Source organism: Pseudoalteromonas sp. NH0006-46, assembly GCF_057547735.1.
Genome location: NZ_BAAJML010000004.1, coordinates 59,483 through 72,988, shown reverse-complemented (window position 1 = coordinate 72,988; position 13,506 = coordinate 59,483). Strand labels below are relative to the sequence as shown.

Here is a 13,506-nt window from a genome sequence, read left to right as displayed (position 1 = left end):
ATCAGCACCTGCTGATGCTTCTTTTTTTATTTAAACTTTAGTGCTTATTCTTTTGGAAGAAGTACCGTGTCAATGACATGAATGACGCCATTACTTGCCTTAACATCTGGCATAACAACGTGTGCGTTGTTTATCATCACGCCCATGTCTGTTTTGACCATTACAGACTGGCCCTGCAATGTTTTAGCACTGTCTAGTTTAACCACATCTTTTGCCATCACTTTACCAGCGGCGACATGGTAGGTTAGCACTGCGGTTAGTTTGTCTTTGTTCTCTGGCTTTAGTAGCATTTCAACGGTGCCGTCAGGTAATTTTGAAAAAGCGGCATCGGTTGGAGCAAAAATAGTGAATGGTCCTTTGCCTTTGAGGGTATCAACTAATCCGGCTGCTTTGACTGCTGCAACAAGTGTTGTGAAAGAACCATTTTCAACTGCTACATCAACCACGTCTTTCTTCATACCATGATGATTGGCCTGCGCTGTCAATGAAAAACCCATGCTTGCGACGGTGATTAAAACTGCGGTGGTTATCTTCTTAAACATGTTAGCTTCCTTTACGTTAATATTTTATAAACTCCTAAGATGCTACGCTGTTGTAAATTTAATCGATCAAAAAGCATTTATTGGTCAAACATTTTTTGTTACATCCTTTTTTGAACTGCTAAAGCGGTGTTAGGTCATAACGTTACTCGATCAATTAAAGGGAACAGTTATGAAGGTGCTTTATAAATTTTGGAAAAATAATCGTTCACTCATTGTATTTATTGCCTTAATGAGTGTGTTTAGAAGCGCTGTAGCCGATTGGTATGAAGTACCTACGAGCTCGATGAAACCTACGATTGCGCAAGGAGATAGAATTTTAACCGACAAAATGGCATACGACTTACGAGTGCCTTTTACACATATTTCTCTTCTTAAATTAAACGAACCACAAACCGGGGACATCATTGTATTCGACTCACAAGCGGCAGGTAACCGATTAATTAAACGTGTGATAGGTGTACCCGGTGATACCGTTTCTTTGGTAAATAACGAATTAATTATTAATGGCAAAAAACTTAATTACGAACATGCACAAAATAATATCGATTCGGTTGATAAAATAGAGATGTTAAACGCTAAGAAGCACACTATTAGGGTGGCAAATATACCATCCCAATTAGCTGACTTTAAAATGATCACCATTCCAGATGATTACTATTTGGCAATGGGGGATAACCGTGACAATAGCGCAGATTCGCGCGTAATTGGTTTAATCCCTCGTGGTGAATTACTCGGGAAAGCAAATAAAGTTATTGTGTCGCTTGATTACGATAATTATTATTTACCAAGGAAAGATCGTGTACTGCTCTCCTTAAACTAAATGCATTTTGTCTTTTGAGTGTCTGCTTTAATTTAAGTTTAAACCATACCGCGTAATTACGGCTGAATCAAAGCCCTTTACCCAGTGGGGATGTTAGCTAAATAGTCATGAACTAAATGTATAAGAGCGTGCTTATCGTCTTGGTTTTTAATTACTTTTGAAAAGTCACTACTGATGCCTACGGCGCAAGCGCCTGCATTAAACCACTGATCAACATTATCTAAATTTATACCACCAACAGGCATTAAATTGGCGCTATCAAATGGCCCTTTTAATGCCTTAAAATAGCCAATTCCCATACTGCCTGCTGGAAATACCTTAATAATATCCGCGTTATATTCAATCGCGTTAGCAATATCTGTGGGCGTTAAAGCCCCCATTAAAACGGGCAAATTATGTTGGTGGGCAAGTAACACTATATGCTTATTAGTATTTGGGGTGACTATAAACTGTGCGCCGGCATTAATTGCTTTTTTGGCAAGTTCAATATTTGTAATAGTGCCTGCACCCACCAAAATATGTTGGTGACGCGTACGCGCACTCTTTATTTCTTGCTCAAACCCCGGTGTGTTTGAGGTTATTTCAAGCACCGTTATGCCCGCTTCAACTAAGGAGTCTAAAAGTGGGGCCACATCGGCTTGCTGTTTTAAGCGGATAATAGCGACTATTTTTTGCTCTAGAATTTTGCTGCAAATTGCCGTTTGTTGTTGAGTGACCGTACTGGGCATTGTGTTACTTTTTTACTATTAATTGACAGATGGTACAAAAAATCGATAAGAGTCGCAAACGGAGTATCAATAATACAAAAAAACCGCTGTAAATCAGCGGTTTTTTTATTCATAAGTGTAAGTTTACATTACACGCATACCTGGCTCTGAGCCGTCGTCAGGGTTAAGAATATAGATTTCTTTGCCGCCGGGTCCTGCTGCTAATACCATGCCTTCAGACATACCAAAGCGCATTTTACGAGGCTTAAGGTTTGCTACCATAACAGTTAGTTTACCTTCGATATCTTCAGGTGCGTAAGCTGATTTAATACCAGCAAACACTTGGCGCGTTTCACCGCCTAAATCAAGTGTTAGCTTAAGTAGTTTATCTGCGCCTTCAACGTGCTCTGCCTTTGCAATTTTAGCTACGCGTAAGTCTACTTTTGCAAAGTCATCAAATTCAATCTCTTCGCTTATAGGCTCTTTTGCAAGTGGACTATTTGGATCAATTGTAGTTTGTGGCGCTAGGCTTTCTTTTGATTCTTCAACCATTTTGTTTACTTTGTCCATTTCTACGCGTTGCATTAACGGTTTAAATTTATTAATAGAGTGGTTTACTAGTGGTGTTTGCACTGCATTCCAAGCTAAGTCATCGTTTAAAAACGCTTCTACGTTTTCGGCCATGGCTGGTAGTACTGGCTTTAAGTAGGTAATTAAAACACGGAACAAGTTAAGACCAAGCGAACATACATCATGCGCTTCTTGTTGCTTAGTTTCGTCTTTAATGAGTACCCAAGGTGCTGCGCCATCAATAAATTGGTTCGCTTTGTCAGCCAAAGCCATAATTTCACGAATAGCACGGCTGTATTCACGGTTTTCATAATGAGCAGTAATGCTTGGAGCCGCTGCCTGAAACTCTTCAAGTAACTCTGGCTGCATAATAGTGCTACTTAGCTTGCCATCAAACTTTTTAGTAATAAAGCCAGCACAGCGACTCGCTATGTTTACTACTTTACCAACTAGGTCTGAATTTACACGTTGTGCAAAGTCTTCTAGGTTTAAATCAAGATCAATAATGCCGCTGTTTAATTTAGCTGCGTAGTAATAACGAAGATACTCTGGGTTTAGGTTATCTAGATAAGTACGTGCTTTAATAAACGTACCCTTAGACTTAGACATTTTTTCGCCATTTACAGTAACAAAACCGTGTGCAAATACGTTGGTCGGCTTTCTAAAGTTAGCGCCTTCTAGCATTGCAGGCCAAAATAAACTGTGGAAATAAATAATATCTTTGCCAATAAAGTGGTAAAGCTCAGCGTCTGAGCCTTCAGCCCAAAATGCGTCAAAATCAATACCTTTTTTATCACACAGGTTTTTAAAACTGGCCATGTAACCAATAGGCGCGTCTAGCCATACGTAGAAGTATTTACCCGGTGCGTTTGGAATCTCGAAACCAAAATAAGGTGCGTCGCGGCTAATATCCCATTGTTGTAAACCGTCAGTAAACCATTCATCTAGTTTGTTAGCCATCTCTTGTTGAATAGTACCTGAGTGTAACCACTCTTTAAGCATGCCTTCGAATGCTGGTAAGTCAAAAAAGTAATGCTCTGAATCTTTTAAAATAGGCTCAGCACCCGACATAACTGAACGCGGGTTAATAAGCTCTGTTGGGCTGTAAGTTGCGCCACATGAATCACAGCTGTCGCCATTTTGGTTTTCAGACTTACACGTAGGGCAAGTGCCTGTTACAAAACGGTCGGGTAAAAATATCCCTTTTTCTGGATCAAATAGTTGTGAAATAGTGTGCTTTTTAATATGGCCCGCCTCATTTAAACGGTTATAAATTAGCTCACTAAACTCTTTATTTTCTTGGCTGTGCGTGCTGTGATAATTATCAAACTTAATGTTGAAGTCGGCAAAGTCGCGCTGGCGTTCAATGCTCACATTTTCTACCATTTCTTCAGGTGTGATCCCTTGCTTTTGCGCATTTAGCATTATTGGTGTGCCGTGGGCATCGTCTGCGCAAACGTAATAGGTTTCATGGCCTTGTAGTTTTTGAAAACGTGACCAAATATCAGTTTGAATATATTCCAATAAATGACCTAAGTGTGTTGGGCCATTTGCATAAGGTAATGCGCTGGTAATCAGGATCTTTCGCTGTGCCATAATCATTCCGAATTGAGGATAAGCTACCGTTTTTACTATTCAAACGGCTGTTATCATTAATTTATCTATAAGTAGGTGGCTGTGCGCACACACTGCTCATGGATTTTTATTAATTGACTGGTGTTAATGACCTGAATGTTACATAATTCCGAGGCACTTTTCATCAAAGAAACGCTATTTAATTGCTATGTTTGGACTGTCAAAACTTTTCTCTTCTAAATCGGTGCAAAAACAACCGATTATTGCCGCTTTAGCGGCTTATCGTAGTGCGGCTTTTGCCATAGGAATTGGCGAAAAATTTATTGACTCAATTTATGAAAACGACGATAAATCACTACAAATCACTCTTAGCTTGCCTTTTGCCGCGCAATCAGAAATGCCCCTTGTTGAACTACATATGAGTGATGCACTCAATATTGCAGTATCGATAAAGTCAAAGGTCGATATTAAAGAGCCTGCAAAGTTTAAAGAGATTAAACATATTGTACTTATTGCCTCAGGAAAAGGTGGGGTAGGTAAATCGACTACAGCTGTTAACTTAGCGGGTGCATTAAAAGCTGAGGGAGCAAAAGTAGGTATTTTAGATGCTGATATTTATGGTCCTTCGATACCTATGTTATTGGGTCTTGTTGGTGCTGAGCCAAAAACAAAAGATAACAAACAATTACAACCGTTTGATGCCAATGGCATTAAAGCCCAATCTATTGGTTTTTTAGTGCCAAGCGATGATGCAACAGTATGGCGAGGTCCAATGGCATCCGGTGCACTCAGCCAATTACTGAACGAAACTGACTGGGGAGAGCTTGATTATTTAATTGTAGATATGCCTCCTGGTACAGGTGATATACAACTTACTATGAGCCAAAAAGTGCCTGCCAGTGGGACTGTAATTGTGACTACACCCCAAGATTTAGCGCTAGCAGATGCGCAAAAGGGTATTGCTATGTTTAATAAAGTGAACGTACCCGTACTTGGTTTAATAGAAAACATGAGCCATTACATTTGTAGCCATTGCGGTGAGGCAAACCATGTATTTGGCAAAGAAGGCGCACAAAAATTGGCGCATAAGCATGGCGTTCCCGTTTTAAGCCACATTCCCCTAGCTATAGATATAAGAGAGTACTCTGAGCAGGGAAAACTTATTGCTAACGATAACAATGCGGCAATAAGCAAAACATACAGCGCAGCAGCTAGGCTAATAGCCAGCACGCTATATTATCAACAGCATCACAATAGTATTGAAATTGTGATTTCGGAAGATTAAAAAGCATGAGACTTTCAGACACACATATAAAAGAACACTTACAAGATGGCCGTATTGTAATAGAGCCTGCTCCAAGCAGTGAGATGATATCGGGTGTGACAGCTGATTTGCGCCTTGGTAATAAGTTTAGAACGTTTAATGCCCACAATGCGGCTTATGTAGATTTGAGTGGCCCAAAGGATCAGTTAAATAAGGCCATGGAATCAATTATGAGTGAAGAGATTGAGCTTGCTGATGGAGAAGCCTTTTTTTTACACCCGGGTGAACTTGCATTGGCCATTACTCATGAAAAAGTAACCTTACCTGCTGACATTGTAGGTTGGTTAGATGGGCGTTCATCGCTTGCTCGTTTGGGTTTAATGGTGCATGTAACAGCTCACCGAATTGATCCCGGCTGGAGTGGTAATATTGTATTGGAGTTTTACAACTCAGGAAAACTACCTTTAGCATTGCGCCCAATGATGAAAATTGGTGCCATGAGTTTCGAAATGCTCTCAGGGCCTTGTGAAAACCCTTACAATATTCGTAAAGATGCTAAATACAAAGATCAAAGTAGTGCAGTAGCGAGTCGCATAAGCGACGATAACAGCTAAATTTAATCGTGTTTATTGTGAAGCGCATAACCTAATAGTTCAAAATAATGGTTAAGCGCCTTACCCGCTTTGGCTATGTGCTGCGTTGGTGGGTATATTAAATTACTTGTTTGTAAGCCGCCCACTAAAAAACTATTTTTTATGTGGGGGTTTGCAGATATACAGGCTTCAAAACATCGAGCGGCAATTTCTTCAGGCATACTCATATAATTCATATTATGCGTATTGTCGTGTTTAATACATGCTTGCACAAATTCATTGGCATTTTCGCCATTTTCATCTAAAAATACTTCTTTATAAAAACTGTTCAGCGCGTCATTAAGTGGGTGCGATAAATTTGGCGTGTTAGAAAGCCAAAGTTTTGATGCAAAGCCATAGCGTGGCTTTGCTTTAAATAAATGCTCACTAATGTGATGATCAAACGCGTGAAACCACTCATGGGCCAATGCTCCGCCCCCTGCATTTTTTGCAAGCGCCAGTGTTTGACTGCCAGCATTATAATGAGCTTGAACTCCTTTTTGGCCACCGTGGCCAAATGCAAAGTTTAACTTGCCGCGTAGGCCAATCGCTTTAGGTGGTAGGTGCAGTATTTGCGCAAGGTCGGCTAGGGCATCATAAATTAAATTAGCACTAATAAAATGCTCTTCTTTAGTGACCCATTTACCAACCACCATTGATCTGAACCCAAATGTGGTTCTTATATCGCTAAAATCAACTTGGTCATCAAAGCGATAATCAGGGCCTTGGCGAGTAAATCCTCGTTTTAATCTATTTGGGTAATGTCGCATCTGTTTTATGAAAAACTAAATTTAAGTTAAGTAACGTGCTTTTACGTGCTCGGGCATGTGTTGGGTCTGTTTATTTATTAATTCTTCTAGTAGTGCAAATAAAGGCTCTGGGTTTAATTGCTCAATGAGGGTTAAGCTATGTGCAACGGCTTCAAGCGTTGAAAGGCTGTCGGCACGAGGCGCTTTACGAATAGTGTAACGATTTTTAGGTACTTGTTTAAAACTGATGGTTTTAAACTGGCTAAGTATGGGAGTGAGCTGCAAAATTTTATAAGCTTTATTCCATGTACCATCAATAACAATTAAATGGGTAATATAGTTGTTAGTTGTGAAGTTCGGCTCATCTAAATAGGTGGCGTCATCGTTAGGGTAAAGCAGACCTGTTGATTCTTTTGGCAGGTTATTTAAAGCCTTAAAGTCATGGCTGTTTTCACCTTTTATTATTGAGCAATTAGTCAAACTTAAGTTAAGTAGTTTTGCGGTGTTTTTGGCTATTTTTTCTTCGCTAGGGTGTTGCAGAATAACAACTTTAACTTTATTAGGTATGATTTTGACAGCGCTGCATACGCAGGTGTTGAGAGCAAAATTACAGTGATTACAAAGAGTGCGTGCCATTTTAAAAACTTTCATAACGTTATTAACCCATTAATTATACATTTGTACGGGCAATTAAGTTGGTTTTTTTTGTTTATCAATATAAAGTAGTTATTACAATCAGAATACTTATGGATAGTTTGAGGACTTAAATTATGGCAGACATTACCATAGACACATCAGCATTAGAAAACATGAAATCGTTACTCGGAGAGCAGTTTGCTGATACGCTCGACTTTTGCTGTGCAGAGTTTGAGCGTTTAGGTTCAGAAGTTGTGGCAACAATTGGCAAAGATAAAGAAGCCGCGATTCGTCATTCTCATAGTTTAAAATCAAATGCAGCACAGTTTGGAGCATCGAGTCTTGCTGAGGTTTCGCGCACTATTGAGCTAAGTTTAGTTGATGACGATTTAGACAAAGCAATGGACGCATGTGCAAGCTTAATGCCGCAGGTAGAGGGTTCTCAATCTGAATTTAAACAGTGGCTAGATGCTCAATAACAAACGTGAATTAATTTCAGTTTTAAGCTGTTAAATTTGCTGGTGTTTTATATTTACTCGGTTAGTCTAACAGGTTACCGGGGGCTTTTATCATTAAGATAAATTAGACCTTGCTAATATCAAATTAACTTACAAAGGTCATCAGGCGCCAGCGAGTAGAGGTAAAATGTCAGATATAAAAAAGAGTCATAAATTAGAAGGCGTGTGTTATGACATTCGTGGTCCTGTTTTAGCTCAAGCTAAGAAAATGGAAGACGATGGTCAAAAAGTCTTAAAATTAAACATTGGTAATCCGGCTGCTTTTGGCTTTGATATGCCCGAAGATATGCATCGCGATATCATCCGTAACTTGTATTCAGCCCAAGGTTACTGTGACTCTAAAGGACTTTACTCAGCCCGAGTGGCTATCTATCAGCATTATCAACAACGTGGATTGAACAATTTAGATGTAGACAACATTTACATTGGTAATGGAGTGAGTGAGCTAATCCAAATGATCACCCAAGCCTTACTTAATAACGATGATGAAGTGCTCATCCCTGCGCCTGATTACCCGTTGTGGACTGCGTCTGTTAAGTTAGCGGGTGGCAACCCTGTTCATTATTTGTGTGATGAAGAGCAAGATTGGTTTCCTGATATAGATGACATAAAAAGTAAAATCACCTCTAAAACTAAAGCCTTGGTGTTAATTAACCCTAACAATCCGACCGGTGCGGTATACAGTGATGACCTGCTTAAGCAATTAATAGATGTTGCGCGAGAGCATAAATTACTCCTGTTAAGTGACGAAATTTACGAAAAGATTTTATACGATGGCGTTACTCACACTTCAATTGCTTCATTGTGTGATGATGTGCCAATGATTACTTTTAACGGTTTAGCTAAAACTTATCGTGCTGCTGGGCTAAGAATGGGCTGGATGGTTTTAAGTGGCAAAACTTCAGCCATGGACGATTTAAGTAAAGGGCTAGATATACTTTCGTCAATGCGTTTATGTGCCAACGTGCCTGCTCAATATGCTATTCAGCAGGCATTGGGTGGTGTGCAATCAATTGATAACTTAATTAACCCGGGCGGGCGGTTGTACGAACAACGTGACATTGCATGGCGTGGTTTAAATGCAATTGAAGGCATTAGCTGTAAAAAGCCAAAAGGGGCTTTATATGCTTTTGCTAAAGTAGATACTGCCCATTTTAATGTGAAAAACGATGAGCAAATGATGTTTGATTTGCTAAAAGCCGAAAAAATATTGTTAGTGCATGGGCGGGCGTTTAATTGGCCAGAGCCTGATCATTTTAGGCTGGTTTTTTTACCCAATAAAGATGACTTAACTGACGCAATGCAAAAAATGCAACGTTTCTTTAAAGATTATCGCCAGTTATAAAACTTTATAAAAAAACGAGCCTGTTGGCTCGTTTTTGTTTTTAAAGGCGAGTTATTAATATGCTTTATCGACTCTTACTGTGTTGTCACCTAAATAAACGAGTCTCACGTTATCACCTCTGTGAAATCGCATACCTTGGTCTTGGTCTTGAACCACCATAAATTGCTCGCCATTTTCTACCTGAATGAGTAATTCAACTAACTGAGTTTGTATATAATAGCTACCTTGCTGACTGTTGTTAGCAACGCTTCCACCAATAACTGAACCTAAAATTGTGGCTACAGCACGACCGCTGCCACCACCAAACTGATTGCCAATAACACCACCAACAAGGGCGCCACCAAACGTTTTCCAACCATTCTTTTTGTCTTGTATGAGTTCTTGCTCGGTGATATTTCGTACTGATTTGATGTCACCAAATAGAACTTTTTGAACTGCCACGGCTTTATTTCGCTCGTATTTAGCAAAAGAGGGCGCACTTAATGTAAGTAAAACGCACATAATTACAGCAATTGCTTTCATAACTTACTCCTGTCGGCTTACCACCCAAACGTTGATTTTTCTTTAGTTTTACGAATCTCAGTTTCGTCTGCCCACTCGATTAGGCCGCTTTTCATATCCATTAGGCGCATTGTAAATTTATAATATACATCTGATTTATCAGCATTTGTTTTTACTATGCTTGAGAGGTTGCCATACAACATGTACTGCGCACCAATTTGTTGTCCAAAAGCGACCGCTGTTGCAGGATTAACTAATGCATCTTCATTTTGAAAGGTAAGCTGTTCACGAACAGCTTCTACGCGTGTCATGTCAACAAAACGGAATTTACCGCTGCGTAGCATTTGTGTTGAAATAGAATCAGTGATTGACTCTGTATCAATATGTTCACTGGTTTTGTTTTTTATGCGCTCAACAAATACAACCGGACGGTTGTTTTGGGTCATGCTTCCTACCACTGGCGAACTGAGTAGTGAGTCGGTCATTTGGCTGGCAACTTTTTGTAAATCAGTAGAACCAAAATTAATATCCGTTGTTTCAACTGCTTGAGCGTCACCATAACTGACTACAGCTTTGTTTGCACAGCCGCTTAATATCAATGCGCTGAGCCCGACTAATGCGTAGGTGGATGCTGTTTTAAATGTGGTGTTCATAGTACTTTCCTTTGATCTTTAAATTCTTGAGACTGAGTTGATACTTTTCTGACTGCTAGTGAAAATGTCACTGCATCAGAGCTTGGCGCTAGGCCAGGTAATTGTGTTTTAGCAAAACCAAATAAAGTTAATGGTTGCCAGGGTGAATGATTTCCTTTAATTACAAATCCGTCTTTATCAAACCATTTAAATTGATACTGTAAATATTGTGATTTTTTATATTGGCTCGAGAGGGTAACCACCACATCAGTTAACTGATTTGTTTGACGCGTTTTAACGTCGGTAATGGCAAGTTTTTCACCTAAGTCAGGGTTATCCACTCTAAGTTGATCATTAAAATTTCCTTTAGTTTGTTCAACCGATATACCTGATGTTACAGGCTGTGTTGCACAAGCACTTAGCAGTAATACGGCACACATTGGCACTATGTATTTCATGGTAACTCCTAGAGTTGAACTACATGGTAGTTAAAATAGTTGTTAATAGAGGTTAGGTAAATTAAGGTTAACCCTTGCTTACTAACGGTAAAATTAATTGGCGGTTGATTGCCAATATTTAATGAATGTTCACCTGCTGTGAGACTTTTACGTGCCACAGCAATTTGATTTGGTAATGTAAGCCAACTTCGGGTGTCGGCTTGCTCTGACGCTAAATTGTATATATTAGCTAATATATTTCCTACATCACCAGCACTACGCGCAAGCTCAGCGCGGACTTTTTCTTTCGTTATAAGCCGTAATACTTGGCGTGTAATTTTGCCTGGTATTTCTTGTTCAAGCGTTTTGGCAGCAAGGGCTTCTAAATACACTAACGGTGATAATGCGACGTTTTGCCCAGCAATACTCACATTTTGTATCGCGCTAATGTAAGCACTATCTTTATATACCGGCATTGCAAGACTATAAAAACGAACATCACCTCGACTTGTATCAATCGGTAGTCTTAATTTAAATTCGGTTTGTTTAGGTACCAAACCTTGCTCAAGTAATACAACTACTTCACCATGGGAAGACTTTAAAGTGGTGGGTTCGCCAAAGCGTTGTTTAAATTCGTCAAACTCTTGCTGAAACCCTTGTTTTTTAGCTAGGCGAATTACATCCTGCTGTAAGTATTTATTATTTGGTTGTATCGCTAACGCTTTTTTGTAGTCTATGTAGGCGTCGTCAAATTGTTTTGCAGTTTGATAAAGTAAAGCGGATAAGTAAAATGTGTAGGCGTTTTGAAAGCCATTTTTTACGTCTCTTGTTACATTATCCATGCTTGGGTAGTGCTGCTGTGCTTCGTTTTCTTCTGAATCAATTTCTGACTGATTACTGATAAGCTCATCTGCCTGCACTTTATTTGCACGGCGTACTTCTACTAATGCGCCCTCAATATCATTTTTATAAACGTAGTTAAGCGCTTTATAGCTATGAAGCATACTCATTTCATACGCTGGTGGAACATAGGTAATTGCCGAGTCATTCGTAAATAACGCATTACTTTGTTCAAGCCCGGCACTTAGCTGAATTTTTGCTGCCTGACGTTTAGTTTGCATTTGGGCATATACGTTTTCGAATTTGCTTTGAGCGTCGTCAGCTGAATTAGCAAGGTCGTTGATACGCGCTTGTTCAAGTTGGTTAAGCAAATAACTACTGTGCATAGTGGTATTGTTAGCAATTAACGTTTTAGCTTGTTCTAAGTTACTATTTTCAATTGCATTTCGCACAGGCGTCATTTGTGTGGCGTAATCATTAAATAGGTCATTAAAACCCATCGAGCTACAGCCGCTCAAAATAAAACAAACGCTAAAAATTATACTTCTGCGCACACAGCACTCCTTTTAATCTACCAAAGTAGGTTAACACACTCTTTTTATGCAAGAGTGTGAAACATTGTAAAAAAACGTAGAGCTATTTCATCCTCAAAGTAAATAAGCATTTTTTATATGAATAAGGCGTGAATTTAGTAATGTGTGAAAGATTCAGCGAAAAGTTAAGGTCTTAATGAGTTGAAAGTTTTTGCACACTTTGCCTTATGCTGTATAAATAACTTACTTTTATAGCAGTTTTAGTTATTTAACTACTCACCTTTAAAAAAAATTAATTATTAACCTGATTTAGGTTAAAAAGGATTATTTTGAAAGCAGCTGTATATACATTAATTGCTTTAATAGCATTTGCCGCAAATTCATTATTTTGCCGAATGGCATTAGCTGAAGGGGATATAGATCCCTACAACTTTACCATCATTCGTTTGTTAAGCGGAGCCGCGTGTTTAGGTATCATCATGAGTGTCACCACTTATAACCAAAAACGTAAAGGGTTATTTAATGATGCAATTTTAAGTGATACCGGCAGTTGGCGAAGTAGTATTAGTTTACTGGTTTATGCTGTATGTTTTTCGGTGGCCTACGTTGAGCTAGATACCGGCACAGGGGCACTTATTTTATTTTCAGCGGTACAACTTACTATGATTGGTTGGGGTATCTACAACAAAGAGCGATTGAGCGGTGTGCAGTGGGCTGCTTTTTTTGTAGCTGTAGCAGGTTTTGTATATTTAATGTTGCCCTCAGCCGCAGTGCCTTCTCTGATAGGAGCAGGATTAATGGCTTTGAGTGGTGTAGCTTGGGGTGTATATAGTATTCGTGGCAAGGTCTGTGTTTCACCACTGCGAACTACAGGATTTAACTTTGTAAGAAGTTTGGTAGCGCTCCCCATTTTATTGCTTGTTAGTATGAGTTATTTTAATTCGCTGACAATACAAGGTGTTATACTTGCTTGCGCCTCTGGCGCAATAGCATCTGGCATTGGTTATAGTATTTGGTACGTTGCAATTCCATTACTTAAAAGCACTCAAGCTGCGGTTGTACAGTTGTGTGTGCCCATAATTGCAGCGGTTGCTGGCGTTATTTTTTTGCAAGAGCAATTAACACTTGAATTTATTAGTGCAAGTTTACTTATTTTAACAGCGGTACTGGTATTTATTTTAAATAAAAAGAAGGAGTAGCTCCTT

Annotated in this window: 15 protein-coding genes; 6 read left to right on the top strand and 9 right to left on the bottom strand. The window is 39.3% G+C overall.

Annotated elements, in window-relative coordinates; all coding sequences use genetic code 11:
• Window positions 1-44: 44 nt before the first annotated feature.
• Entirely contained in the window at window positions 45-542 is a 498-nt protein-coding gene (locus AC27I2_RS10030; RefSeq protein WP_487204191.1) for a fasciclin domain-containing protein, read from the bottom strand.
• Between the two features lie 169 nt (window positions 543-711).
• On the opposite strand from AC27I2_RS10030, the gene lepB reads away from it, so the two are divergent.
• A complete protein-coding gene (gene lepB, locus AC27I2_RS10025; RefSeq protein WP_487204190.1) occupies window positions 712-1,362 on the top strand; it encodes a signal peptidase I in 651 nt (216 codons plus the stop codon).
• A gap of 77 nt (window positions 1,363-1,439) precedes the next feature.
• Here the strand turns inward: lepB and AC27I2_RS10020 are convergent, their stop codons facing one another.
• Window positions 1,440-2,090: a bifunctional 4-hydroxy-2-oxoglutarate aldolase/2-dehydro-3-deoxy-phosphogluconate aldolase gene (locus AC27I2_RS10020; RefSeq protein ID WP_487204189.1), complete on the bottom strand. Its 651-nt coding sequence runs from the start codon at window positions 2,088-2,090 to the stop codon at window positions 1,440-1,442.
• Between the two features lie 123 nt (window positions 2,091-2,213).
• Window positions 2,214-4,235 (bottom strand): methionine--tRNA ligase, encoded by a 2,022-nt coding sequence (metG, locus tag AC27I2_RS10015; protein WP_487204188.1) that lies wholly within the window; start codon window positions 4,233-4,235, stop codon window positions 2,214-2,216.
• Between the two features lie 187 nt (window positions 4,236-4,422).
• On the opposite strand from metG, the gene apbC reads away from it, so the two are divergent.
• Window positions 4,423-5,499 carry an iron-sulfur cluster carrier protein ApbC gene (apbC, locus tag AC27I2_RS10010; protein WP_487204187.1) on the top strand — a complete coding sequence of 359 codons (1,077 nt, stop codon included), beginning with the start codon at window positions 4,423-4,425 and terminating at the stop codon, window positions 5,497-5,499.
• Between the two features lie 5 nt (window positions 5,500-5,504).
• On the top strand, window positions 5,505-6,092 hold the full coding sequence (dcd, locus tag AC27I2_RS10005; protein ID WP_058404418.1) for a dCTP deaminase: 588 nt from the start codon (window positions 5,505-5,507) through the stop codon (window positions 6,090-6,092).
• Between the two features lie 2 nt (window positions 6,093-6,094).
• On the opposite strand, the gene AC27I2_RS10000 is transcribed toward dcd, so the two are convergent.
• Complete coding sequence (locus AC27I2_RS10000; protein ID WP_487204186.1) at window positions 6,095-6,880, bottom strand: CLCA_X family protein; 786 nt, start codon at window positions 6,878-6,880, stop codon at window positions 6,095-6,097.
• Window positions 6,881-6,901: 21 nt separating this feature from the next.
• On the bottom strand, window positions 6,902-7,495 hold the full coding sequence (locus tag AC27I2_RS09995) for a tRNA-uridine aminocarboxypropyltransferase (RefSeq protein ID WP_487204185.1): 594 nt from the start codon (window positions 7,493-7,495) through the stop codon (window positions 6,902-6,904).
• Window positions 7,496-7,629: 134 nt separating this feature from the next.
• On the opposite strand from AC27I2_RS09995, the gene AC27I2_RS09990 reads away from it, so the two are divergent.
• Together AC27I2_RS09990 and AC27I2_RS09985 are read left to right on the top strand one after the other, a co-directional pair.
• Window positions 7,630-7,974, top strand: a complete 345-nt coding sequence (locus AC27I2_RS09990) for an Hpt domain-containing protein (RefSeq protein WP_058404420.1) — start codon at window positions 7,630-7,632, stop codon at window positions 7,972-7,974.
• Window positions 7,975-8,140: 166 nt separating this feature from the next.
• Entirely contained in the window at window positions 8,141-9,358 is a 1,218-nt protein-coding gene (locus AC27I2_RS09985) for a pyridoxal phosphate-dependent aminotransferase (RefSeq protein WP_487204184.1), read from the top strand.
• Window positions 9,359-9,412: 54 nt separating this feature from the next.
• Here the strand turns inward: AC27I2_RS09985 and AC27I2_RS09980 are convergent, their stop codons facing one another.
• From AC27I2_RS09980 to AC27I2_RS09965, 4 genes are read right to left on the bottom strand one after another with little or no spacing between them, the layout of a single operon-like run.
• Window positions 9,413-9,880 (bottom strand): outer membrane lipoprotein, encoded by a 468-nt coding sequence (locus tag AC27I2_RS09980; protein ID WP_487204183.1) that lies wholly within the window; start codon window positions 9,878-9,880, stop codon window positions 9,413-9,415.
• Window positions 9,881-9,897: 17 nt separating this feature from the next.
• Window positions 9,898-10,512: a penicillin-binding protein activator LpoB gene (gene lpoB, locus AC27I2_RS09975; RefSeq protein ID WP_010557495.1), complete on the bottom strand. Its 615-nt coding sequence runs from the start codon at window positions 10,510-10,512 to the stop codon at window positions 9,898-9,900.
• Entirely contained in the window at window positions 10,509-10,949 is a 441-nt protein-coding gene (locus tag AC27I2_RS09970) for a YcfL family putative periplasmic lipoprotein (RefSeq protein ID WP_487204182.1), read from the bottom strand. Before AC27I2_RS09970 ends, lpoB begins: the two co-directional genes overlap by 4 nt.
• An 8-nt stretch (window positions 10,950-10,957) precedes the next feature.
• Window positions 10,958-12,322 (bottom strand): COG3014 family protein, encoded by a 1,365-nt coding sequence (locus AC27I2_RS09965; protein WP_487204181.1) that lies wholly within the window; start codon window positions 12,320-12,322, stop codon window positions 10,958-10,960.
• Window positions 12,323-12,630: 308 nt separating this feature from the next.
• Here AC27I2_RS09965 and AC27I2_RS09960 point away from each other — a divergent pair, with 308 nt between their 5' ends.
• Window positions 12,631-13,500 (top strand): DMT family transporter, encoded by an 870-nt coding sequence (locus AC27I2_RS09960; RefSeq protein ID WP_487204180.1) that lies wholly within the window; start codon window positions 12,631-12,633, stop codon window positions 13,498-13,500.
• Window positions 13,501-13,506: the final 6 nt, after the last annotated feature.